General features: G+C 70.4%; 25 protein-coding genes. 13 read left to right on the top strand and 12 right to left on the bottom strand.

Features of this window, described 5'->3' with window-relative positions:
• Window positions 1–4: 4 nt before the first annotated feature.
• The 3 genes from BLR21_RS06695 to BLR21_RS43580 all read left to right on the top strand — a co-directional run bounded on the left by BLR21_RS06695 (window position 5) and on the right by BLR21_RS43580 (window position 2113).
• A complete protein-coding gene (locus tag BLR21_RS06695; protein WP_090004804.1) occupies window positions 5–859 on the top strand; it encodes a geranyl diphosphate 2-C-methyltransferase in 855 nt (284 codons plus the stop codon).
• Window positions 859–1923 carry a family 2 encapsulin nanocompartment cargo protein terpene cyclase gene (locus BLR21_RS06690; RefSeq protein ID WP_090004803.1) on the top strand — a complete coding sequence of 355 codons (1065 nt, stop codon included), beginning with the start codon at window positions 859–861 and terminating at the stop codon, window positions 1921–1923. The genes BLR21_RS06695 and BLR21_RS06690 overlap by 1 nt, the downstream gene beginning before the upstream one ends.
• Before the next feature lie 67 nt (window positions 1924–1990).
• A complete protein-coding gene (locus BLR21_RS43580; RefSeq protein WP_256334509.1) occupies window positions 1991–2113 on the top strand; it encodes a hypothetical protein in 123 nt (40 codons plus the stop codon).
• On the opposite strand, the gene BLR21_RS06685 is transcribed toward BLR21_RS43580, so the two are convergent.
• The 6 genes from BLR21_RS06685 to BLR21_RS06660 form a co-directional block, all read right to left on the bottom strand.
• The gene (locus tag BLR21_RS06685) at window positions 2103–2921 is read right to left on the bottom strand and encodes a carbohydrate ABC transporter permease (RefSeq protein WP_090004802.1); all 819 of its coding nucleotides are present in this window, start codon (window positions 2919–2921) and stop codon (window positions 2103–2105) included. The genes BLR21_RS43580 and BLR21_RS06685 overlap by 11 nt on opposite strands.
• Window positions 2911–3798 (bottom strand): carbohydrate ABC transporter permease, encoded by an 888-nt coding sequence (locus BLR21_RS06680; protein ID WP_256334508.1) that lies wholly within the window; start codon window positions 3796–3798, stop codon window positions 2911–2913. The genes BLR21_RS06685 and BLR21_RS06680 overlap by 11 nt, the downstream gene beginning before the upstream one ends.
• Window positions 3795–4997, bottom strand: a complete 1203-nt coding sequence (locus tag BLR21_RS06675) for an ABC transporter substrate-binding protein (RefSeq protein ID WP_090004800.1) — start codon at window positions 4995–4997, stop codon at window positions 3795–3797. The genes BLR21_RS06680 and BLR21_RS06675 overlap by 4 nt, the downstream gene beginning before the upstream one ends.
• Window positions 4998–5011: 14 nt before the next feature.
• On the bottom strand, window positions 5012–6607 hold the full coding sequence (locus BLR21_RS06670; protein WP_276526488.1) for an FAD-dependent oxidoreductase: 1596 nt from the start codon (window positions 6605–6607) through the stop codon (window positions 5012–5014).
• 14 nt (window positions 6608–6621) lie between these two features.
• Window positions 6622–7629: a LacI family DNA-binding transcriptional regulator gene (locus tag BLR21_RS06665; RefSeq protein ID WP_090005088.1), complete on the bottom strand. Its 1008-nt coding sequence runs from the start codon at window positions 7627–7629 to the stop codon at window positions 6622–6624.
• 210 nt (window positions 7630–7839) lie between these two features.
• Window positions 7840–8250 (bottom strand): RNA-guided endonuclease InsQ/TnpB family protein, encoded by a 411-nt coding sequence (locus tag BLR21_RS06660; protein ID WP_218130777.1) that lies wholly within the window; start codon window positions 8248–8250, stop codon window positions 7840–7842.
• A gap of 44 nt (window positions 8251–8294) precedes the next feature.
• Between BLR21_RS06660 and BLR21_RS06655 the strand changes: the two genes are divergently transcribed.
• From BLR21_RS06655 to BLR21_RS06650, 3 genes are all read left to right on the top strand, one after another.
• Complete coding sequence (locus BLR21_RS06655; protein WP_090004799.1) at window positions 8295–10073, top strand: hypothetical protein; 1779 nt, start codon at window positions 8295–8297, stop codon at window positions 10071–10073.
• A 156-nt stretch (window positions 10074–10229) separates the two neighbouring features.
• The gene (locus tag BLR21_RS42320) at window positions 10230–10406 is read left to right on the top strand and encodes a hypothetical protein (protein ID WP_176929508.1); all 177 of its coding nucleotides are present in this window, start codon (window positions 10230–10232) and stop codon (window positions 10404–10406) included.
• Window positions 10407–10486: 80 nt separating this feature from the next.
• Window positions 10487–11293: a mechanosensitive ion channel family protein gene (locus BLR21_RS06650; protein WP_090004798.1), complete on the top strand. Its 807-nt coding sequence runs from the start codon at window positions 10487–10489 to the stop codon at window positions 11291–11293.
• 45 nt (window positions 11294–11338) lie between these two features.
• Here BLR21_RS06650 and BLR21_RS06645 read toward each other — a convergent pair whose 3' ends face one another.
• Window positions 11339–11695: a DUF6401 family natural product biosynthesis protein gene (locus BLR21_RS06645; RefSeq protein WP_090004797.1), complete on the bottom strand. Its 357-nt coding sequence runs from the start codon at window positions 11693–11695 to the stop codon at window positions 11339–11341.
• 120 nt (window positions 11696–11815) lie between these two features.
• Here BLR21_RS06645 and BLR21_RS06640 point away from each other — a divergent pair, with 120 nt between their 5' ends.
• Genes BLR21_RS06640 through BLR21_RS06630 form a run of 3 tightly spaced genes read left to right on the top strand, consistent with a single transcriptional unit; the run spans window position 11816 to window position 13150 of the window.
• Window positions 11816–12181: a hypothetical protein gene (locus tag BLR21_RS06640; RefSeq protein WP_143027633.1), complete on the top strand. Its 366-nt coding sequence runs from the start codon at window positions 11816–11818 to the stop codon at window positions 12179–12181.
• A 9-nt stretch (window positions 12182–12190) separates the two neighbouring features.
• Complete coding sequence (locus BLR21_RS06635; protein ID WP_090004795.1) at window positions 12191–12646, top strand: general stress protein; 456 nt, start codon at window positions 12191–12193, stop codon at window positions 12644–12646.
• Between the two features lie 3 nt (window positions 12647–12649).
• Entirely contained in the window at window positions 12650–13150 is a 501-nt protein-coding gene (locus BLR21_RS06630; RefSeq protein WP_090004794.1) for an MSMEG_6728 family protein, read from the top strand.
• Here the strand turns inward: BLR21_RS06630 and BLR21_RS06625 are convergent.
• Window positions 13084–14001 carry a sensor histidine kinase gene (locus BLR21_RS06625; protein ID WP_090004793.1) on the bottom strand — a complete coding sequence of 306 codons (918 nt, stop codon included), beginning with the start codon at window positions 13999–14001 and terminating at the stop codon, window positions 13084–13086. The genes BLR21_RS06630 and BLR21_RS06625 overlap by 67 nt on opposite strands.
• Window positions 14002–14167: 166 nt before the next feature.
• Here BLR21_RS06625 and BLR21_RS06620 point away from each other — a divergent pair, with 166 nt between their 5' ends.
• Complete coding sequence (locus BLR21_RS06620; RefSeq protein WP_256334507.1) at window positions 14168–14530, top strand: STAS domain-containing protein; 363 nt, start codon at window positions 14168–14170, stop codon at window positions 14528–14530.
• Here the strand turns inward: BLR21_RS06620 and BLR21_RS06615 are convergent.
• Window positions 14527–15366: a lipoyl protein ligase domain-containing protein gene (locus BLR21_RS06615; RefSeq protein WP_090004791.1), complete on the bottom strand. Its 840-nt coding sequence runs from the start codon at window positions 15364–15366 to the stop codon at window positions 14527–14529. The two genes, BLR21_RS06620 and BLR21_RS06615, sit on opposite strands and share 4 nt — an antisense overlap.
• A 24-nt stretch (window positions 15367–15390) precedes the next feature.
• A complete protein-coding gene (locus BLR21_RS06610) occupies window positions 15391–17193 on the bottom strand; it encodes a sigma-70 family RNA polymerase sigma factor (protein ID WP_218130776.1) in 1803 nt (600 codons plus the stop codon).
• 241 nt (window positions 17194–17434) lie between these two features.
• Here BLR21_RS06610 and BLR21_RS06605 point away from each other — a divergent pair, with 241 nt between their 5' ends.
• From BLR21_RS06605 to BLR21_RS06595, 3 genes are all read left to right on the top strand, one after another.
• Window positions 17435–18310 carry a thermonuclease family protein gene (locus tag BLR21_RS06605; RefSeq protein ID WP_090004790.1) on the top strand — a complete coding sequence of 292 codons (876 nt, stop codon included), beginning with the start codon at window positions 17435–17437 and terminating at the stop codon, window positions 18308–18310.
• Window positions 18300–18815 carry a hypothetical protein gene (locus tag BLR21_RS06600; protein ID WP_090004789.1) on the top strand — a complete coding sequence of 172 codons (516 nt, stop codon included), beginning with the start codon at window positions 18300–18302 and terminating at the stop codon, window positions 18813–18815. Before BLR21_RS06605 ends, BLR21_RS06600 begins: the two co-directional genes overlap by 11 nt.
• A 77-nt stretch (window positions 18816–18892) precedes the next feature.
• Window positions 18893–21664, top strand: coding sequence for an AfsR/SARP family transcriptional regulator (locus tag BLR21_RS06595; protein ID WP_090004788.1), 2772 nt, complete (start codon window positions 18893–18895; stop codon window positions 21662–21664).
• Window positions 21665–21759: 95 nt separating this feature from the next.
• Here the strand turns inward: BLR21_RS06595 and BLR21_RS06590 are convergent, their stop codons facing one another.
• Both BLR21_RS06590 and BLR21_RS06585 read right to left on the bottom strand, forming a co-directional pair.
• On the bottom strand, window positions 21760–22170 hold the full coding sequence (locus tag BLR21_RS06590) for a Calx-beta domain-containing protein (protein ID WP_090004787.1): 411 nt from the start codon (window positions 22168–22170) through the stop codon (window positions 21760–21762).
• A gap of 61 nt (window positions 22171–22231) precedes the next feature.
• Window positions 22232–23173: a hypothetical protein gene (locus tag BLR21_RS06585; RefSeq protein WP_143027632.1), complete on the bottom strand. Its 942-nt coding sequence runs from the start codon at window positions 23171–23173 to the stop codon at window positions 22232–22234.
• Window positions 23174–23233: the final 60 nt, after the last annotated feature.

Below are 23233 nucleotides of genomic sequence, written 5' to 3'. Positions count from 1 at the left end.
GGTCATGGCGAGCCCCACTGTGAAGCCGGTTCTGCGCACCGACTACCAGCGTTCCGTCGCGGAGTACTGGAACAAGGAGAAGGACCCGGTCAACATCAAGCTCGGTGAGGTGGACGGGCTCTACCACCACCACTACGGGCTCGGCCAGTACGACCCGGCGGTGCTGCAGGCGCCCGCCGAGGTGCGCGACCAGGTGATGATCGCCGAGATGCACCGGCTGGAGACCGCGCAGGCCGAGGTGCTGCTCGACGCGTTCGGCGACGTTCCCGCCGGTGGCCACCTGATGGACGGCGGCTCCGGGCGTGGTGGCACCAGCTTCATGGCCAACGCCCGGTTCGGTGCCCGCATCGACGGCGTCAGCATCTCCGAGGAACAGGTCGCCTTCGCCAACAACCAGGCCGTCGAGCGCGGGGTCGCCGACCAGGTGCGGTTCCACTTCAAGAACATGCTCGACACCGGCTTCGAGACCGGCTCGTTCAACGGCATCTGGACCAACGAGACCACGATGTACGTGGACCTCCAGCAGCTGTACGGCGAGTTCGCGCGCCTGATCGCCCCCGGCGGCCGGTACGTCTGCATCACCGGCTGCTCCAACGACCTGACGGGACTGCGGTCGCGGGCCGTCAGCCAGATCGACCAGCACTACATCTGCAACATCCACCCGCGCAGCGAGTACTTCAGGGCGTTGGCGGACAACGGGTTCGTGCCGATCAGCGTGGTCGACCTGACGCCGGAGACCATCCCGTACTGGGAGCTGCGCGCGCAGTCGTCGGTCGCGACCGGCGTCGAGGACCCGTTCCTGACGGCCTACAAGGAAGGCAGCTTCCACTACCTGCTGATCGTCGCGGACCGCATCTGATGAAGGACCTCCTCACCGGGCCGTCCGGGCTGGGCACCTCCGCTGCCCGGCTCGGGCGGCCCGAGGCCGTGCAACCGCCGCCCGAACCCGGCTATGCCGAACGCCCGTGGGGTGACGGCACCGCGCCACCGCTGTACGTGCCGGTGCTCGAACGCGAGGACGCCCTGCTGGCGGCCGCCGTGGACGAGCGCCTCGTCGCGTGGGCGCAGGAGTGCGGGTTCGAAGAGCCGGAACGGTTCCTGGGCGGCATGTTCGGCCGGCTCGCGGTGCTGACCCACGTGGACACCGACGACGTCGACCAGCTGCTGATCGCGGCGAAGCTGAACGCGGCGTGGTGGGCCGCCGACGACCTGTACGCGGACGACACCGAGATGGGCGCGATCCCGGCCGAGCTGCCGCCGCGCCTGGCCCTGGCGATGGCCGCGATGGACCCGGTCGCGCCCGCCGCCGAGTTCACCGTGGACCTGGAGGAGAGGATCGCGGCCGACCCGGTGCTCGTCGGCCTGCGCTCGGGCATCGCGCACCTCACGTCGCGCAGCACGGCCACCGTGGTGCAACGGGTCTGCTACTCGACGTTCGCGATGTTCGTGTCGTGGGGCGCCTACGCGGCTTGGCGGCACACCGGCAACTATCCGCCCGCGTGGCAGTACCTCGCGACAAGGCAGCACGACACCTTCTACACGTCGATGACGCTGATCGACGCCGTCGGCGGCTACGAGCTGCCCGCGCCGCTGTACTACGACCCGCGCGTGCGGCGGCTGCTCACGGCCGCGGGCACGGCGTCGGTGATGGTGAACGACCTGGTGTCGGTGGAGAAGGACGCCGCCGACGAGAAGCCGGTCTGCAACATGGTGCTGCAGATCGCCGCGGACCGTGAGTGCTCGATCGCCGAGGCCACCGCACGGACCGTGGAGCTGCACAACCAGCTGGTGCGCGACTTCGAGGCAGGGCACAAGGCGTTGCTCGCGGTGCCGTCGGTGGAGCTGCACCGGTTCCTGAAGGGCACCAAGGCCTGGATGGGTGGCGGCTTCGAATGGCACACCACGCATCCGCGTTACCGGTAGAGCGTCCGCCTGAGCCACGCCATCCGCGTGGCTCGGGCGCGGCGCCGCGGGCCCGCCGCCCGCGGACGTGCCGGCGACGACCGGGGAGGCGAGACCGTTCGACGCACGCCTGGCCGCGATCCCGGCCGCGGTCAGCGGTGGCCGGGAGAAGTCCACCGCCGCCGCGATCTCCGGGGCGATCACCCCTTGACGCCCGTGTGCGCGAGGCCCTCGATGAACTGCCGCTGCGCCACCACGAACACCACCAGGATCGGCACGGCCGTCATCGTCGCCGCGGCCAGCTGGACGTTCCACATCGGGCCGCCGTAGATGTCCACGAACTGGGTCAGTGCCTGTGGCAGCGTGAACATGTCCGGTGTGGACAGGTACACGATCGGCTCCAGGTACAGGTTCCACGAGTGCAGGAACGTGAAGATCGCGACCGCGCCCAGTGCGGGCCGGGACAGTGGCAGGGCGATCCGGTAGAAGATCCCGGCGCGGCCCAGGCCGTCCATGCGGGCGGCCTCCTCCAGCTCCGGCGGCAGCGCGACGAAGAACTGGCGCATGATGAAGATCGCCAGCACGCACGGTGCCCCGAAGATCGGCACGATGATCAGCGGCCAGTGCGTGTTCGTCATCCCGAGCGACTGGAACATCTGGAACAACGGGACGATCGTGACCTCGCTCGGGATGAGCAGGCCGGTCAGCACCACCACGAACAGCGCGTTCTGGCCGGGGAACCGGATGCGTGCGAACGCGTAGCCCGCGAGCGCCGCGACGGCCATCGTGCCGGCGGTGACGACCACCGCGATGTAGAGGCTGTTCCAGTACTGCTGCCCGAACGGCTGCATCCTGAACACCGTCTCGTACGTGGAGAACGTCCACTCCGACGGCAGCAGCGACTCGGAGAAGATCTCGCTGATCGGTTTCATCGACGAGGTGACCATCCACCACGTCGGGAACACGAACGGCACGCACAGCAGGCACAGCAACCCGTAGAGGGCGACCTTACGATTCATGGAGCACCCACTTCCGGCGCATCTGCCACTGCAGCAACGTCAGAGCGGCCACGATGACGAACAGCAGCACCGAGATCGTCGCGCCGTAGCCGAAGTGGTGGAACTGGAACGCCTGCTGGTACAGGTAGTAGATCAACACGGTCGTGGACGTGCCCGGACCGCCCTGGGTGAGCACCGCGATCTGCGCGAACACCTGCAGCGAGCCGACGATCGTGATGATCGACGTGAGCAGGATCGTCGGGCTGATCAACGGGATCGTGATGCTCCGGAACCGCCTCCACGCGCCCGCGCCGTCGATCTTCGCGGCCTCGTACAACGGCGCCGGAACCCCTTGCAGTGCCGCGAGGAACAGCACCATGTTCAGCCCGACGTTCTTGATCACCTGCACGACGATCACCGCCACCATCGCCGTGGTCTCACCCCGCAGCCAGTTCGGGCCGTCGACGCCGAAGACGCCGAGCAGCCCGTTCACGCTCCCCTCCGGCTGCAACATGAGCTGCCAGACCAGCGTCCAGGCCACCAGCGACACCAGCACGGGGGAGAAGAACAGCGTGCGGAACAGCGTGGTGCCGCGCAGTTTCTGGTTGAGCAGCACCGCGAGCAGCAACGCCAGGGACAGGTTCAGCACCACCAGTCCGGCGGCGAACCAGGCGGTGGCGACGAGCGAGTCGCGCAGCTTCTCGTCGGCGAGAAGCTGTTTGTAGTTCTCGCCGCCGATGAACTCGAACGTCCCGCCGAGCACGTTCCACTCGTTGAGGCTGTACCAGCCGACCATCCCCAGCGGGATGAGCACGAACGCGAGGCTGCCGAGCAGAGCAGGCGCGACGAACAGGTAGCCGACCAGGTTGTCGCGCCTGCGATACGTCCAGAACGTCACTGGCGCTCCAGCAACGGCTTGATCTTCTCGCACACGCCGTCGAGCACCTGGCCGATGTTCGCGTCCGGCTGCCACAACGGGTCGAGTGCCGCGCGGATCGTCTGGTTCAGCTCCTCCTGGCCCTGGTGGCTGGGCTTCGTCACGCCCTTGCTGATGCCGTCGATCACGACCGACTGCAGCTGCTCCGGCTTGAGCAAGGGGTTGCTCTTGGCCAGCGTGTCCGCGTTGAGCAGCGACTGGCGGACCGGCGGGAAGAACTGGGCGAGCTTCGCGGAGTTGGCCGCGTTGGTGAAGAAGCCCAGGAAGTCCGCGGCGGCGTCGGCGTTCTTCGACCGCTTCAGCACGCCGACACCGGCCTGGCCGATCACCGCGTAGTCACCTTTCGGGCCCTGCGGCAGCGGCAGCAGCGTCCAGCCGAACTTGGCGTCCTTCAACGCGCCCGCCCGCGAGATCTGGCTGATGGCCATGGCCGCGTTGCCCGCGAAGAAGTCCACGGTCGTGCCGGGGCCCGGGATCGCCTTGTCCGTGAAGATCGCCTTGTGGACGAACGTCATGGCGTCCTTCATCTCCTGGCTGGAGAAGCCGCACGTCCTGCCGTCCTCGCTCCACGCGTTCGCGCCCCAGCCGCGCCAGATCGCCGAGAGCACCGCCCAGTTCTGGTACTTGAAGTCCGGCAGCACGAGGTTCTTGCCGGCCGAGGCCGCGACAGCCTGCTCCCAGGTCTTCGGCAGTTCCCGCACCAGGTCGGTGTTGACGAACAGCCCGAACGGCGAGGTGGAGAACGGGTACGCGTAGAGCTCGCCGTCCTTCTCCCACAGCTTCGTGGCGGACGGCACGAGCTCGTCGGCCTTCTCCACCTTGGCCTTGATGGGCGCGAGCGCGCCGGAGGACACGAAGTCCGGCGCGGACTCCTCGAGGATCCACGCCAGGTCCGGCGCGTTGCCGCCGGCGATCTGGGTGGTGAGCGTGGTGGTGTAGCCGTCGGCCGGGATCGTGTCGAACTTGATCTCGGTGACGTCCGGGTGCGACGCCTTGTACTCGGCCGCGATCTCGTTGAGCAGCTTGAGATGCGCCTCGTTGGCGGTCCACACGGTCATGCGCAGCGACTTGGGGCCGGACTGCGCGGACGAACCGCTGCAGGCGGTGAGCGCCAGCAGTGCGGCGACGATCAGAGCGGTGAGGCGGGACAGCTTTGTCACGTCGTCTCCCTGTGTCAGTAACCGGACACGTCCGGCCAGCGGAGCTCGACCCCGTCGCGTTCCAGCCGGTGCTGGAAGTCCGCGAGCAGGCCGGGGGTGTTGCGCACCGCGCGAGGGGTGACTCGGTGCGCCAGGCAGAAGTCCGCGAGCGCGCCCGCGACCTCTCCGACGTTCCACTCGACCGGGTGCAGCCGATGGGAACCGTTGGTGATGTGGGTGGTGCCGATGTTCTTGCCCGCCGGGAGCAGGTTCTCGACGCGCTGGGGGATGAGCGCGCCGAGCGGGATCTCGAACGGGCAGCTGGCGATGTCGAGGTAGTTGTCGCCGCCGGTGGAGGGATGCAGGTCGATGCGGTACATGCCGACACCCACGGCGTCGGCGTGCTGCACGGCGCCCTTGTCGCCGCGCACGGCGAGCGAGAGGTCCTGCTCGACGATCGTGTACTCGGTCCGCATCCGCCGTGACTCACGGATGTAGGGCGCCTGGGCCAGGCCGTCCGCGCTGCCGGTGACATCGCCGCGCAGCCGCAGACCGGGGAAGCCGGTGCCGCCGTCCTGCCGCGGTGCCTCGGTCTGCAACCAGTACAGCACCGACTTCGACAGCTCTCGGGCCGCCGCGATGTGCCTGTCCGCGTCCGGCACGTCGATCACCGGCGACTCGAAGTAGTCGATCATCGGCCAGTTGACCAGGCAGATGTCGCTGTCGTAGGCGCCTTCGGTGAAGTTGCGGCGCGCGGCGATGCGGCGGAACGTCCACAGGTTGCCGTCGCCCGCGCTGAGCCGCTGGTCGGAGAGCACCGACAGCGGGTCGTCGTCCGGGTTCGGGGTGAACGTGCGCTCGGCGGTGGTCAGCGTGCGCGGGTCGGGGGAGCGGAACGACAGCATCCGGTCGCCCCAGTAGGCGGGCTGGTACTCGCGCCAGAAGTCGTACCGCTCGGGCCTGTCGATGGTGTGGTCGCCGTCGACGTGGTCGATCGCGAAGCACACCGACATCGCCTGCATGTTCGCCGGCTGGGCGGTCTCGGGCGCGCTGGGCTCGCCGGTGTCCAGGGTGGACTCGAAGCCCGTCACGTACTCGGTGCCGGACAACGGGAGCAGCTCGCCGGTCTCGGTCGCGTCGAGGATGTACGGCGCGGCCAGTTCGACCTCGGTGCCGTTGTGCTCGACGGTGACCGACACGATCCGGTCGCCGTCGGTGCGCGCGGAGATCGGCCGGGCGGGCTGCAGGACGGTGAGCCTGCCGCTGCCCCGGTAAGGGGCCAGCATCTCGTCGATCACGGCGACGGCGACGCGGGGCTCGTGGCAGAGCCGGCTCACGTTGCCCGCGCCGGGGTTGAGCTCGCGCCACGCCCGTGCCCGCGGCGTCAGGGGGTAGTGGCGGCGGTAGTGGTCGCGGATGCCGTCGCGCAGCGCGCGGTACGACGCGGTGACGCCGAAGCGCTCGACCCAGCTGTGCTCGTCCGGCGGCACGGCCTGGCTGGTGAGCTGCCCGCCGAGCCACTCGAACTCCTCGGTGAGCACGACTCGGCGGCCGGCGCGCAGCAGGGCGAGGGCCGCGGCGACCCCGCCCAGCCCGCCGCCTACTACGACGACGTCAGTGTTGTGCGGCAACAGATTCCTCCAGATCAACGCTGAGCGGTGGAGTGGCCCAGCGTGGTGCCTTCGACGAACTCGCAGGCCAGCAGCTCCTGCGGGGTGGTGCCGTGTTCGAGCACCTCGGTCAGCGCCTGCACCGCCCGCCGGCCCATCTCGCGGCGCGGAATGCGGAAACCGGTGAGCCGGACGTCGTCCGGTGCGGGCCGGGTGGCGGCGCCGAGCGTCAGCACGGACAGGTCGCCGGGGACCGACAGGCCGCGCTCGCGGGCGGCGAGGACGAGCGCGGCACCGTCGGAGAGCTCCTCGGCGAGCACGCACGTGACACCGGCGCCGAGCAGCTGACCTAGGCCTGCGGACTGCACGTGCGTGCCCTTGACCCCATGCGCCGCAACGGCTTGCTTGAACCCGCGCAGCCGGTCGGCCGACGACTCCGCGCCCGTTCCGGCGCCTGCGTAGGCGAGCTCGCGGTGCCCGAGAGCCACCGCGCGGTCCACCAGGTCCCGCACGGCGGCGGCGTAGTCGGCGCCGACGTGCGGCACGGGGCCGCCCGCGTCGTCACGCCGTCCGACCGAGACGAACGGGATGGCCTCCTTGACGAGCTGGGCCAGGTCGTCGCGGTCGATCGAACGACCGAGCAGCACACAGCCGTCCGCGAGCCGGATCCTGCTGTCGTCGCTGAAGATCCGCCGCTTCCCGCTCGTCGCCTTGGCGCTGGTGAACAGCAGCAGGTCGCAGCCGGCCTCCTCCGCCTGTTCCTCGATGCCCTCGAGGAACGGCTGGTAGAAGTCCGCGCGGGTGCTCGGGAAGACGGCCTCGTAGGTGAAGACGCCGAGGATGCGGTTGCGCTGGTCGTGCAACCGGCGCGCGATCGGGTTCGCCACGTAACCGGTCCGGCGGATCACCTCGAGCACCCTCGCCCGCGTCTCCTCCGCGATCCGGACGCCGCTGTCGGTCCGGTTGTTGAGCACCAGCGACACCGTGGCCTGGCTGACGCCCGCCATCCGGGCGATGTCCTGCTGGGTGAGCCTCTTCGCCATGAACACCTGCCAATTCGAATTGGCACGGAGTCTGCGACAGCACCCGTCCCACCGTCAACCCTGTAATAATTCGAATTAGCATCTTGACGGGCCGGGTTCGGGCGGGTGAGGGTGCCGCATCAAGGAGGTAGGCCCGTCATGAACTCGTCCCTGAAGGAACGAGCTTGCCAACCGCCGCGAGCGGCGGTTTCCAGGCTTGCTTCGGCCGTCCTAGCTGGCTGCCAGGATGGGCGCTGCGTCTGGGCGCATGACTTCGCCCGGGCGCTCAACACCGCGAGCCGCGATGTTGAGCGCTGCGTTGTGGTCGGCGTGCCCAACGAAGTCACACCGGCCACACTGGAACACCGCCTGACTGCGGCGGTTGCGTTTGTCGACGTGCCCGCAGGCGTGGCAGGTCTGCGAGGTGTAGGCCGGATCGACCTGCACCACCACCACACCGGCCCGCTGGGCCTTGTAGGTCAGGAACTGACCGAGCTGGGCGAACGCCCAGGAATGCAGGGTGGCCCGTTGGGGCTTGCGAAGCCGTACCCGCACGCGGATTCCCGTCAGTTGCTCGACGGCGATCCCGCGCCCGGTGCGTTCAGCCTCGGCCACGATGGTCTTGCTGATCCGGTGGTTCACCATCCCAGCTGCAAACGACCAGACTTCGGCCGATTGGAGTTCAGGTGAACGCATTCAGCCGTCGCAGCCTGATCACCGGTGCGACGGCCGTCGGACTGCTCGCCGCTCTGCCCGCGCCGGCGCACGCCTTGCCCGCGCCCCCGCCCGTCACCCCGGACCGCCGCTCGTTCGCACCGGACGAGCAGCGGTTCGCGCAGTACCTGATGCTCGTCTCGCCGATGGTCGCGGACATGAACGCGAGCGGCTTCTTCGGCGGTGGCTGGTGGCGCAGCCCCAACGCCCCGTACAACGCCCGCGTCCAGGAACACGTCTACACGCTGGCCTGGTTCGCGACCCAGTCCCGCTCGTGGAACCCGTACCGCGGCAACGCGAACGTGCTCGCCGCACTCGACGCGGGACTCGGCCATTACCTCGGGCTGCAGCACGCCGACGGTTCGTGGCCGGAGTACTCGGCGGACCAGCACTCGCTGGCGGCGACCGGGTTCGGCATGGGCTACCTGAGCAAGACGAACGCCTTGCTGAAACGCGCCGGAGTGCTGCGGTCGCGGCAGATCCAGATCAGCGCGGCGCTGCGGCGGGCCATGACGTGGTTCCTCGACCCGTCCAACGGCACGGTCTGGCAGTCGCCGCTCACCTGGGCGAACCAGACGGCCTCCGGCCTCGCCGGTGCGGCGCTCGCGCTGAGGCACGACCCGGACGCCGTGCTGCGGCAACGGCTGACCGAGGCGTTCCGGCGGCTGGCGACGGCGGGCCAGAGCCCCGCCGGGTACTTCTACGAGGAGTCCGGTGCGGACACCAACTACAACTTCGAGGTCATGCTGCCGGAACTGGCCGACGCGTGGCGGCAGACCGGCGACCCGAACCTCGTCACCATGGCCAGGAGGTACACCGACTGGCTCGGCTACAACCTGCTGCGCGAGCCGGACGGTTCCGGCTGGTTCGCCAACATCGCCCCGAACTCCCGCACGTCCTCGAAGTTCTACGCCGACGTGCGGCCCGATCCCGAACGGACCGCGCTCAACGCCCAGTTCGTGCCGGAGGTGCCCGGCCTGGCCGCGTTCGTGCCGAGCCGCGAGGACCTGGCCGCCGTGCGCGCGGCCTGGGCGGCCTCGACGGCGCCGGTGCCCGCACTCGTCAAGCCGGACACCTCACCGCGCATCCTCACGCACGCGATCTACGGCGAGCGCTACCCGAGCCGTGCCGAAAGGACGGCGGCCATCGCGCGGCTGCCCTACCGGCGCGCGCACTTCACCGAGCGGCGCAGCGATCAGGGGCAGGACTTCCTGTTCGTGCGGCGGCCACGGTGGTATGTCGGCGGATACTTCGGCACGCGCCGGGCGACGTCGTTGGCGCGCACCGGGTTGACGTTCCTGTGGCACCCCGTCGCGGGCGCGCTGGTGCAGTCGATGAACAACAACGACCACGCGTGCTGGGCCACGGTCTTCCCCGGTCAGGTGCCGGACTCCCGCGGCCCGCAGGAGGCGGAGTTCCTCGGCGGCGAGCCGTACCGGTTCCGCTACCGCACGCCGTCCGGTTCGGTCGTGACGGAGGTGGCGGTGGGCGACCGGATCGTGCGGTCGGTGCGGGCCGGCAGCGCGGCCACCGAGCAGATTCCTTTGGTCGTAAGGGATTCCGACACGGTGGCGCTGGACTCGCGTGGCCTCACGCTCACCCGCGGCCGCACGGTGATCCGGTTCGACTGGGCACGCGAACTGCAGCCGCGGCTGCGTCCGGCGACCACGATCACCTATCCCGGCCGCCGGATGCAGATCCTCACCGTGCCGCACGACGGCACGTTCACCCTGACGGTCACCGCGCGTTAGTCCAATGTGGACAGAGAGGTTCACTCTGATGTAGCAACGGTGTCGCGCATGTCCGCGCAGCTCACGGGGTATTCGATGATCCCAAACCCCAGGTCCCCCGTTCGGGTGGTTGCCCGGACGCGTACGTCCTCAGCGCGGTCGTGAGGAGTGGTTGTCATGGCACATCTGCGTCGTCTCGTCGACGTTCGCACCGGTGACGAGTTCGATCAGCCGGTTCCCTTCGGCCTGGTGTACCCGGTGTGCACCGCGGACGGTTCCGCGCCGCCCAGCCAGCGCGGCCGGACCTGGGAACACCTCGAGGCCAGTGACCGCGAGCTGCGGCAGGTCTCCTGAAGTCCGTGTGAAGGGCGCCCGCGCCGGGTACTGCCAGGTGCGGGTGGCCCGGCCGGGCGCCCGTGCGAAGGGAGTTCGACATGGACTTCGGACAGGGGCTGAACGACGCCTGGCGCGCCGTGGCCACGTTCGTGCCCAAGCTCGCGGCGTTCCTGTTGATCCTGCTGATCGGCTGGTTCGTCGCGAAAGCGGTGGCGAAGCTCGTCGACAAGGTGCTCGAACGCGTCGGTTTCGACCGTCTCGTGGAGCGCGGCGGTATCCGCAGGATGCTCTCCAACAGCAAGTACGACGCCTCTGACCTGCTCGCGAAGCTCGTCTACTACGCGTTGCTGCTGATCACGCTGCAGATCGCGTTCGGCGTGTGGGGCCCGAACCCCGTCTCCGAACTGCTGACCGGCATCGTGTCGTGGCTGCCGAAGGCCGCGGTCGCGATCATCATCGTCGTCGTGGCGGGCGCGGTCGCCAGTGCCGTCAAGGACTTCATCGGCGGTGCGCTGGGCGGGCTGTCCTACGGCCGCGTTCTCGCGAACATCGCGTCGATCTTCATCTGGGCGCTCGGCATCATCGCCGCGCTGAACCAGATCGGCGTCGCCACGACGGTCACCACGCCGGTCCTGATCGCGGTGCTCGCCACGGTCGGCGGCATCCTCGTCGTCGGTGTGGGCGGTGGCCTGGTGAGGCCGATGCAGCAGCGGTGGGAAGGCTGGCTGGGGCGTGCGGAGCAGGAACTGCCGCAGGCCCAGGCCCAGGCGGAGGCGTACCAGCGCGGGCGTGAGGACGCCGGGCGCACCGGTACCCCGGCTCAGGCCGAACCCGTCACCGCGCCGGTGCCCGCCGCGGCGCGCCCGGACCCGGTGCTCGGCGAGCGGAGGCCCGACGAGCGCTGACCGAGGATCACCGACGAGGCGTACCCCCTGGGGTGCGCCTCGTTTTCATGTGAGCTTCGGCAGCGCGGGCACGTCGTCGGTCAACGGCCTCGCGTCGTGCAGGTGCGCGAGCTCGCAGACGGCCATCAGGCGTGCACCGAGCCACGACGTGGGTGTCCAGTCCGCCTCGAGTGCGTTGTCCAGCAGGCCTCGCCCGTACGCGGCGAGGAGCACGACAGCGCCCACCGTGCCGGCGCCCTCGACGCCCAGCAGGAGGATGTCGCGCACCGCGGCGCCGTGCTGGTCGACCTCGGCGGCGAGAGCAGGGGTGAGGGCGAGGGTCGCCCACCCGGCCACGCCGATCCGGTCGGAGAGTTCGGAGATCCACTCTCGCGCGTTCTTCTCGCGCCAGGTCACACGCATTCCGACACGGTAGTCGCGTCCGGTGAACTTCCGGTTTGAGGGCGCTCGAACCGGGTATTCGGGCGCGGGCGCGTCAAGCAGTCGGCGCGAAGGATCCGGCTGTGAAAGCAGGCGATGACCATGACCACCGAACTCGACGAACCGTCGTCACGGCAGCAGCGCGCGATCGCGCTGGAGAAGCTGGACAACGCGGTCTGCACCGCGTTGGCGGGCATCGACGAGGACGAGGCCCGCAGAAGCCTCCAGGAGGCGCTGGAAGCGTGCTCGACTGTGGTGCCGCCGCAGGTCATGGGATGTGTCGAAGCCGCGGGCGAGCACCTGCGCTACGGCGAGCGGATGGAAGCCCGGATGCTGCTGACCCTCGCTCACCGGCTGCTCAGCCGCGTCTCGCGCCCGATGGCCGTGCCTGCACCCTCGACTCCCGGTGATGTGGGTATCTCGGTGCGGGGAGAAGTTGATCGTGTGGAACGCCGTGTCCGCGGGTAACCGGGGGACGTGGACATCAAGCACGAAGTGACCCAGACGGAGTCGTCCCTCCTGGCCAGTTTCCCCGACTACCTCGACGCCCAGCGGCTCGTGGACCGGATGTCCGACGACGGGTTCCCGGTGGAGAGCGTGCGGATCATCGGCGACGGTGTCCGGACGGTCGAGCAGGTGACCGGACGCATGACGCGGGCCCGCGCGGCAGCGGCGGGCACGGCCAGCGGTGCGTGGTTCGGTGTGTTCATCGGTCTGCTCTTCGGGCTGTTCACCGCCGGGCAGGCCTGGGCGTGGTTCGTGTTCATCAGCCTCGCGGTCGGTGCGTTCTGGGGTGCGGTCTTCGGGTTCGTGGCGCACTGGAGCACGCGCGGACGCCGTGACTTCGCGAGCACCATGACCCTGCAGGCACGCCGGTACGAGGTGCACGTCGACAGGGAACGCGCCGCCGAAGCGGCGAAGTACGTGCTCTGAGGCATGCAGACCTTCCTGCCGTATCCGGACTTCGCCGCCACGGCCCGGGTGCTGGACCGCAGGCGCCTTGGCAAGCAGCGGGTCGAGACGCTGCAGATCCAGCGCGCGCTGGTGGTGCCCGGCCACGGCTGGCGCCACCACCCGGCCGTGAAGATGTGGGCGGGCCACGAGGAAGCGCTCGTCCGGTACGGCATGGACATCTGCGCGGAGTGGCGGTCGCAGGGGTTCCAGGACACCTGTGAGGCGACGATGCGCTCGGACCTGGCCCGCGCCAAGGCGATCGTCGTCGTGCGCACCCAGGAGGAACTGGCCGCCGCCGACGAACTCCCCGCCTGGCTGGGCGACCACGAGGTGCACCTCAGCCATCAGTCCGCCCTGGTACGCAAGGATCCCGGCCACTACCGGCGGTTCTTCCCGGACGTGCCGGACGACCTGCCCTACGTCTGGCCGCCGACGCTGACCCGCACGGTGAACCCGTCGGCGTCGCGGCCCATGGACACGTAGTCGCACGTGCGGTGCAGGATCCACAGCCCGAGCCCGGCCGACCTCGTCTCGGTCGTCGGCACCAGGCCCGCCGTCGGATCGGACGGGCCGGGCCCGTGGTCGGTCACCGCGAGCACCACGCGTGCCCCGTCCGCCCACAGCCGGAAGCGAACCGGCGCGACGCCGTGCGTCAGGCCGTTCGTGACGATCTCGCTGGCCGCATAGACGGCGTCGTGCGCGGCGTCCTCGCCCAGGTCCATCCCGTCGATCGCGTTGCCCACGGCCTCACGGACCGTGCCGGCGGCCGGGTCGACGAGCTCGACCAGTGGGACGCCGTCTTCGAGCACGTCCGGAAGGGGTGGCGACGAGGCCAGGCCCACCCGGTAACCGGAGTTGGCCTCGCGCGTGCCGGGCGCGGTGGCGATGTTCGGGTGCGTGCTCACCACGTCGGCCAGCACGTCGGCGGGCGTCGTCCTGGTGTCGTACGGGCACAGGCCCCACACCGGGAACTCGGCGTACGCCTGGTTCACCGCGGCCTCGTAGCGCGCCCACCAGTCCCAGCGCGCGCCCGTGCCGGGGTGCGGGACCTGGCCGATCACGCGCATCTGCTGTGCGCCACCCACCGTGTACTCGCGGAAGAGGTCGAGGTAGCTCGCGATGGCATCGGATGGCCGGGAGTACTGGCCGGTGCCCTGCCGGAAGATCACACCGGTGCGACCCAGCGCGCCGCGCAGCAGTTCGGTGTTCTGCTCGGAGCACGCCACGACGGACGGCTCTCCAGCGCGCAGGCCGTCCTCGAGGAACGGCACGGCGTGCGCGAGGAAGTCGTCGTCAGTGCCGTAGAAGGCGGTCTCGTGGAAGAAACCGGTCACGAGGACCGATGCTACGCCCGCTTTCAGTGGTCCATCTGAGGGAACCTGATATTCGGCAGCCGACCTCCGAGCCGCGTGCACACGGGGGTTGCGCTACCGTCGGCGCGGGTTGAGCAGCCAGCCCGTTGGAAGGCCATGCGCCGCTGACGTATCTGGAGGTTGCCACGTGCTCACCGACGGTCAAGCCCCCTTCCGCACAGCATGCGAAAGCGTGGGCGCCGCCGTCCTCGTGCACGTCGCCGGCGAAATCGACATCACCACGGCCCCTGACCTGGCCGAACGCCTCGGTGAGGCGATCAGGTCGGTCACCCCGCCCGCGCCCGTCGTCGCCGACCTGAGCGGCGTGCGGTTCCTCGGTGCCCAGGGCATCGGCGTGCTGCTCGAACACCAGGACCTGTGCCTGCACCAGGGCAGCGCGCTCGTGGTCGTCGCGAACACCGCCGCCGTGCTGCGGCCGTTGCAGGCACTGGAACTGGTGAGCGTGCTGGGCGTGCGCTCTTCCGTGGTGGACGCGCTCGCTCCTGCCTAGGGATGCAGGGCTGGGCCCGGTTCGGCGTCGGGCGGGTCCGCCGGCATCGGGTTCGCCCGAGTCCAGTCGTCGACGTGGAACGGCGAACCACCGCCGGCCCGAGACGCGTGCGCGACCACGGCGGGAGGCAGCGGTCCATCGGCCAGCCCGAGCCGCTCGCGGTAGTCGCCCGCGAACGCCGCGGCCACCTCGGCGGAGGTCAGCGCCGGTGCGTAGTCGGCCAGACCGGCGATGGAACTCTGCCGCAGGTCGTAGCCGAGCGCGCGCGACACGTCCGTGATCACGGCGCGTACCCGGTCCGAGACGGCGACCTGGACGACCGTGCTGAACAGGGAACCTGTGGCGGTGACGCGTTGCGCGGAGCCCACGACCTTCGTGACGCCGCCGACGTTGATGCTGTACTCGCCGGGGCAGTACTCGCCCTCGACCTCGCCGATGCGGGCGTCGACGTCGCCGAGGCCGCGCAGTACCCGGACGTGGCTCTCGGCGTTCGCGGCGAACGTCGCGCTGCCCGCGTGGCGGATGTCCGTGGTGCTGTCGAGGTGGTCGATCACGACGGCGCCGCTGTCGTAGGCGACCATCCGCCCGCCCGGCGACCTGACGACCGGCTCGAAGCCCGCTTTGCGGGCCAGGGCGGTGGCCTCGGTGATGCCGGGCGAGCGGAGGTCCCTGCCGCTGAAGGCGACGGTGGGAACGGACGGCACGTAGATGTGGACGAGCTGGTGCCACGCCGCGCCGGGGGTGCGCAGCAGCAGCGCCGGGATCACCAGGTCGGTGCTCGCGGGGCCGGCGCTCCCGGTGGTGACCAGCAGGCGGGTGTTCGTCGCGGTTGACACGCCGTGATTCTCGACGACGGCGGATCAGCCCGCGGCGCGGTACGCCTCACCGGCCTCGTTCGGGGTGCCGCCGAGGGTGTAGAGGCCGGTGCCGGGCTTCTCGGCAGGCAGTGCGAACCAGGCGTAGCGCTCGACGTACGGGAGGCCTTCCATCATCGCGCTGGAGCCGCGCGCGAAGGCGGCGAGCTGTGCCTGGGCCGGGAAGCGGGCCGTGCCGGTCGAGAAGTCGATCAGTGCGTACTCGGTCAGCCAGATCGGTTTGCCGTACCGCGCGTGCACCGCGGCGAGGTAGTTCCGGAGGTGGCCGACGGCCGCGTCGCCGAAGTCCGAGCCGTACCAGTGCACCGCGACGAAGTCGACGCGCAGGCCTCGCTGGGCCGCGCCGGTCATGAACCGGTCGAGCCAGCCGCCCGCCTTGTCACCGCTGTGCGCGACGGCGGGGCTGCCGAGGCGCAGGCCGGTCGCGGCGAGCTTCGGCCACAGGTCGAGCGCCTGTTCGGGGGTCATGTTCGCCTGCTCGGGGAGGTCCGGCTCGTTGAAGCCGAGCAGCACCTTGCCGTGCGCCTTCGCCTTGGCGAGGGTCGCGTCGTCGGTGAACTTCGTGCCCCAGATCATCGGCACGAACTCGACGTTCGGCGGTGTGGCGATGCCGTCGGGGTGTGCGGCCCAGTTGTAGTACCACCCCGCGCGGACGTCGGTGAGCGCTTTGCCGACGCCGTCGAACTTCCAGGTGCTGACGCCCTTCTTCACCGGCGCCGTCACGGGGACCACGGGCTGGGCGGGCGTGGTGGTCGTCGACGGGGGCGCCGACGACGGGACGGACGAGGCGGTGGTGGACGGCGCGGTCCCGGTGGCCACCGGGACCGCGCGGGCGACCGGCTCCTCGCCCGAGGGCAGCACGGCGACCACGATGGCCGCCGCCAGCACCGCCGCCGCGGCGGCCGCGATGGGTTTCACCAGCGCGCCCTTCAGGAGCAGGCTGACCTTGCCGCCGGTGGCGGGGGCGGAGGTGACCTGGGTGATCGCCACCTGCGAACCGGTGAGCGTGGCCGGGTCGAACCCGAGCGCGGCGGGCAGCGGCACCAGGGGGAGCCGGGCGAGCAGCCCCTCGACGGACGCGAGGTCGCGCCCGCAGCGTTCGCACCGGGCGCAGTCGCGGCTGTGCCGGGCGATCCGCTTGCGCCACAACGGACTGGGCACGCCGTCCCACTCGGCTACGACGTAGGCCAGTTCCGGGCAGCGCGGCGTTCGCTCCAGCGTCCGCACGACGATGCGTCCGGCGTCGAGCTGGGCTTTGACCCGTTGTACGCGCACGGCGGTGTGCTGCGGGGTCAGTTCCAGCGCGCTGGCGACCTCCGCGCGGGTCAGCCGTCCGGCCGCCTCCAGCCACCACAGCGACAGCAGCTCGCGTTCGTCCTCGCCGAGCCATCGGGTGGCCGTGACGACCTCGCGGCGTTGCCCGGAGAGCTGCAGGCGCATGATCGTGAGGTCGACGAAGTCCGCGCCGGGGTCGGCCACGTCCTCCGGCACCGGGCCGGTGATCGGCAGGCGCTGGTGGTCGCGGTGCCGCAGCCGGATCTGGTTCATCGCGATCACGACGAGCCACGACCGGAACCCGGCGGGATCGCGCAGCCCCGGCAGGCCGTGCACCGCGCGCAGCATGGTCTCCTGGACCACGTCGTCGGTGTCCGGATGACCGCCGAGCGCGTGCCCGACGATGTTGTAGACGAGGGGCAGGTACCCGCACACCAGGTCGTCGAGCGCACGCTGGTCGCCGTCCCGCGCGGCCGTCACGGTCGCGACGCCGGGTTCCTCGGTCATCGCCATGCCTACCTCACCTACCAGTCCGGGGTCGTCTGACCAGGAGATGTCCCAGGCGGCCGGCGATAACGGAAACTTTCTGCCGACGTGCACCCTATGACGGGTGGCGCTGTGTGCGGATGCGATCACAGCAGGCGGTGCTGTGAAGGACTACATAGAAAGTCGATTGAACCTTTTTCGTCCTTGACGGTCGCGCTACCTGCGACAACACTGCCCCGGACAACGACGGAACCAGCCGGGAGCACCCTTGCTCAACGCCTCCGAGCCCCCGACGCCCACGACCGGTCCGGGGATCGTTCGCCGCTTCTGGTGGCGCAGCGGCCAGCGGGCGCGGCTCGCGATCGCCTGTGTCGGTGTCCTCGGGGCACTCGCCGTCACCGGTGCGGCCGGTTTCAGCGGCGACGCGCTTCCGGGGGAACGCGGCGGACCCGGTGTGGCCGTGCACAGGGGCGACTCCTTCGAGGTGACCGTCCGCACGGTGTCCGGAGTGGACCTGTTCGAGGGCGTGGAGCCCGGCACCGGACGGGTCTTCGGCGGCCGCGTCGCCGGGGTGAACGCGGCGCCCTGCTGGCAGTCGCAGTCCCTGGCAGTCGCGGAGAACCTGTTGCGCGGCAAGAAGGTGCGGCTCACCGTCAAGAGTGACGGCGACTCCGGCACCGATCGGCTCCTGGTCGACGTGGAGCTGCCGGACGGCTCGGACTACGCGTGGACGATCGTGGGTGAGGGCACGGCGTCCGCGGACCTGGCGGCTCGCGGGGACCTGGCACCGGTCGAGTCGGCCGCGCGGCAGCAACGCCGTGGTCTGTGGGCGGGCGGGTGCACCGGCTACCGCGACGACGCGCTGGCGACGCCGTCCAGTACGCCGCAGACCTCGACCACCACCACACCGCCCCCGGCGACGACCACCACGACGGCACCACCGCCGGTGCCCACCACGACGGACGAGCCAACGCCTGAGCCACCGCCCACGACCACCAGGCAGCCCAGCGACGACGAATGGCTCAACAGATTCGTGGGCAAGCGGTGCTTCCTCGAAGGGGCGAGCAAGACGTCGCCGAAGGGGAGCGAGATCGTCTGCACCCGCGGCCCCAAGGGACAGCTGAGGTGGCAGCGTGCGGACTGAGGAACACGTCGACCTGTTCGCCGAACGCGCGGACGCCGACTCGACGCCCACGCGGGTGGACGGCGGACGGCCGCGCGGGCTGACCGCCGAGGGCTGGGTGCGCACGACGGGCTGGTTGCAGGTCGGCGACCATCCCGTGAGCTCGGTGCTGCTGGCCGCGCTGGCGGGACTGTTGTGGGCGCTGGTCGGAGCGGCCGCGCTGGTGACCGAGTTCCCGGTCGCCGCGGGTGTCCTGACGTTGACGACCCCGGTGTTCTTCGGCGTCTCGTGGTGGCTCTTCACGACGCGGCTGCGGCCCGCCTCGACGGCCCGCAACGTCGACACGTGCCGCGCGGACGAGCTGGAGCCGGGGGACACGGTCCGGCTGCACGGCTCGATAGGACCGATCGGCCAGGTGGTCGAGGTGGCTCTGGGCGACGACGACGCGCGGGTCGTCCTGCACGGCGGTGGGCAGCGGACGTGGGCTCGCGACGACGTGGTCCACCTCGCGGAGCTGCTCGGCTGAACAGCGGCGAACTGCCGGTTCGCGTCCCACGATCAGCGCTGCCACCAGCGTGTTGCGGGGAGCTAGCGTAACCAGATGTGCTGGGAACAGGTGGCGAGGTAAGGATTCTCGGGCCGGTCGAGGTGTGCGGCCCGTACGGCCGTGCGGTGCTGACCGGAGCCCGGCAGCGCAGCATCATCGCGGTGCTGGCCCTGCGCGCGGGCACTCCGGTTCCCGTCGACCGTCTCGTGGATGTGCTGTGGGGTGAGGATCCGCCGCGCACGGCCGTGCGGTCGTTGCACAGCCATGTCGCACGGGTACGGCAGGCGCTCGCCGACTGCGGCCTTCCCGGTGCGCTGATGACCAAGCCCGGTGGCTACCAGCTCGACGCGTCCGTCGACGCGGTGACGTTCGAACGGACCAGGGACCTCAGTCTGTGGCGGGGCGAGCCGCTGGCGGGCACGGAGCTGTTCGGGTGGGGCCGGGCGGAGATCGACCGGTTGCGGGACCAGCGGATCGCCGCGCTGGAGACGTACTGGGGCGAGCGGCTCGACCGGCCGAACGCGGTCGAGGAGCTGGAACGGCTGGTGGTCGGCCACCCGACGCGGGAACGGCTCGTCGGGCTGCTGATGCGGGCCCTGCACCTCGGTGGCCGGCCCGCCGACGCGCTCGAGGTGTTCCGAAGACTCAGACATCGGCTCGCCGACGAACTCGGCGCCGACCCAGGCCCGGACATCACCGCCCTGCACACCGCCATCCTCCGCCGCGATCCGTCGCTGCACAGCGCGAGACCCGCCCAGCTGCCGGCGAGGGCGGGCCACTTCACCGGTCGCGCCGCCGAGTTCGCCTCGCTCGCCGGCCTCCCGCCGATCGTCGTCGTCTCCGGTGTCGCCGGGGTCGGCAAGACCACGTTCGCCGTCGAGTGGGCGCGTCGCGTCGCCGACCGCTTCCCGGACGGGCAGGTGTTCCTCGACCTGCAACGGCTCACCCCGGCCCAGGCGCTGACCGAGATGCTGCACAGCCTCGGCGTTCCGGCGGACCGGGTGCCGGCCGACCCGTCCGCCACGTACCGGACGTTGTTGCACGGCAAGAGAGTGCTCATCCTGCTCGACGACGTCCGCCGCGCGCGGGACGTGCTGCCCCTCGTGCCCGGCGACCAGGGGAACCTGCTGCTGATCACGAGCCGCGACACGCTCTCGGCCCTCGGCACGCACCACGCCGTGCACACCGTCAGCCTCGGCCTGCTGAGCGAACCCGAGGCGCACGACCTGTTCGCCGACATCCTCGGCGCGTCCCGGGTGCACGCCGAGCCCGGCGCGACGGCGGAGCTGGTGGTCCACTGTGGACGGCTGCCGCTCGCGTTGCGCATCGCGGCCGCGCGGCTCGCGATCCGGCCGGGCAGGCGGATCGCCGACCTCGTGCGCGAGCTGACCCGCAACGACCCGCTGGACGTGCTGTCGGTCGACGGCGACGACCGGACGGTCCGCACCGTGTTCGCCAGCGCGCACCGCACGCTGAGCCCGCAGGCCGCGCGGTTGTTCCGGGTGCTGGGCGAACATCCCGGCGCGAGCTTCCCCGCCGACCTCGCCGACGCGATGGGTCCGGGGCTCGACGAGCTCGTCGCCTCGCACCTCGTCAGCGAGGTGGGCAACGGCCGATACGCGCTGCACGACCTGATCCGGCTGTTCGCCCGGCAGAGCGGCGATCTCGGCGACGGGGTGGAGCGACTGCTCGACCGGTACCTCACGATCGCCCATGCGGCCGGCGAGGTCCTCAACCCGCGCCACGACCTGGTGACACGGCCGCGCTGCGACGACCTGCCGTTCGCCGAGGACCGCGTCGAGGTGCTCGCCTGCCTCGACGCCGAACGCGACAACATGCTGCACATGATCCGGCTGGCCGCCCGCTCGGGACTGCACCGCGAGACCTGGCAGCTGGCGTACCTGCTGACGGGTTACTTCGAGGCACGCGGCAACTGGGCGGCGCGGGTCGAGCAGTGCGAGCACGCCGTGGCGGCCGCCCGCGCGCTCGGTGACCAGCGGGCCGAGGCGGAGATGTTGCGGGGACAGGGTATCGCGTTGCAGATGACCTCCCGCATCGCCGAAGCCATGGTGGTGCAACGACAAGCGCTCGCGCTGGTGCGCGAGGCGGGCGATCTGCGCGGAGAAGCACGGCTGCACAACAACATCGCCAACGCGCACTCCGAACTGCGCGAGTTCGACCTCGCGCTGGACTCCTACCGCGCGGCGATGGACGTGCACGGGGCCGCGGGCGACGAGGTTGGTGTGGCGCTGGCCCGGCGCAACCTCGGCTACACCTACGTCCGGATGGGCCGGCCGGAACTGGCCGTCGAGCCGTTGTTCGCGGCACTGGAGACGTTCCGCGCCAAGGAGAACCTCCGGCTGGAGGCAGCGACGCTGATGTCGCTGGGCAACGCCTTCCACCGGCTCGCCGATCTCGAACCGGCGTTGCGCTACTTCGGCGACGCGCTGCGGATCAGCCGCGAGATCACCGACGACCGCTTCGAGGCGGACGCGCTGACCGGCCTCGGCGTCACCCAGCTCGCACTCGGAGATCCCGCGGTGGCAAGGGAATGCCTGACCGCCGCGCTCGTGGTGTGCCGGGCGCTGGGGGACGGGCACCGCGAGGCGTCGACCCTGCGCGACCTGGCCGACGCCGACCTCGCGCTCGGTGACCTCGTCGCCGCCCGTGACCACCTGACCGCCGCCCTGGAGGCCAGGACCCAGGCGCCGGACGGGTTCGAGCAGGCCAGGGCCCACCGCACGTTCGCCGACCTGGAGGGCCGGAGCGGGCGGTGGACCGAGGCTGCCCGGCACCTGGCGGCGTGGCTCAGAACGTCGGCTGGGTAGTTCACGCTCAGCAGGGCGCCTCGCGGCACCCGTCTGACCGCGAATTCGCCCGGCGAAGTTCTGAGCCACGCCACTGGCTCAGGCGGTCACGCTGTTCACCTCTTGCCGCCGATCGTGAACACGGCGACGCGTTTGCCGATCTGTCCCGGCTTCACGGAGGTGATCTCCAGGGTGAACTTCTTCTGTTCGCCCGTCACGCGCAACACCTTGTACGGCACGCCGGCCTGGCTTTCGCCCGCCTTGATGGTGACCGGTCCGCGTGGCACGGCCTGGTAGTCCTCACCCAGCTTCGCGGTGCCGTCGACGAACCTGTAGGACACCTCGACGTTCTGCTGTGCCGGGCCGTGGCGCAGTTTCAGCGCCGCCGTGTACGAGTCCGCCGTCTCGTGCACGGGACCGTCTATCGCGTCCACGACGACCGGGCAGTCCGGCGGCTCGCAGTCCGTTGCTCCATGCGCGGGCACGATCCCGAGCAGAAGCAGCAACAACACCATGATGGTTCTCATTGACAACCCTTTCGGTGGGTCCGTCTCCGAGTAACGGAGACGGACCCACCGGGGTTGATACTCAGTCCTTTTCGTTGATGAGGTATTGCGCTCCGCCGAGATCCATGCCCTGCGCGTCGGTCTGGCGCACGTGCAGCTCGGCCGGACCCGCCTCCTTCTCGGTCTCGAACGTCAGCGCGGTCTGCACGCGTTCGTCACCCTTGAGCGTCAGGTTGTCGAAGCGGGCCTTGGCATCGACGACCTGGAACCGCGTCTCGCCCACCTGCTTCACGCCGGTCGCCCTGCCGCCGGCGGCCTTCCACCGTGCCGTGAGCTCCTGGCCGAGGTCGAACGTGATCGTGCCGGCGAACGGCCGTGGCTGCTCGAGGATCAGGTTCTGCCGGGCGTCGGCGCGCTCGGGGTTGCCGATCGTGTAGGGCACGCGGACGGGTTCGAACGGGCGGACCCGCACGGAGTCGACGTTGCGCCACGCGATGTTGTTGTTCCGCTGTGCGTTCTGCTGGGTGTTGCTGCCCTCGGCGAACGTCATCGGGTCGGCTTTCGACTCCCACCGGGCGAGCAGGCAGAAGTGGGCGGGACCGGGCACGTTCCAGCCCGGCCAGGTGATCATGACCGTGGTGCCGCCGACCGGCACGGTGGAACCGGCGGTGCCGATGTAGGTCCAGCCGCCCGGCCAGGCCGTGCCGCCGCCGAGGTTGCTGCGGTACAGGTGGAGGTTGCCGTCCACGGTGCCGATGCCGCCCGGCTTGCGTCTCAGGGTGACGAAGACGTAGTTGTTCACGCCCACGACGGGGTTCTGGGAGACCGCGCACGGCACCGGCGTCGAGCACACCTTGATGTCCGGGCTGTAGTAGATGCTGCCGGTGCTCGGCTCGTTGCCGACGTCGCTCACGTTGTCCCGGACGAAGACGTCACGCTGGAACGGCGTCGCGCTCACGGCCGGAGCGATGAGCGTCGCGGCCGCCAGCAAGCCTGCCAGCATCGTTGCCAGTTTGGCTTTCACCATGTCCTCCATCGGTTGTGGACTGCCGAGGGAAGAAGTACCGCCGCGCTGTTGTGGCGA

The organism is Lentzea albidocapillata subsp. violacea (genome assembly GCF_900100275.1).
GTDB classification, from domain to species: domain Bacteria; phylum Actinomycetota; class Actinomycetes; order Mycobacteriales; family Pseudonocardiaceae; genus Lentzea; species Lentzea violacea.
The sequence above is the reverse complement of the archived record's forward strand: the minus strand, read 5'-3'. Positions and strand labels throughout refer to the sequence as shown.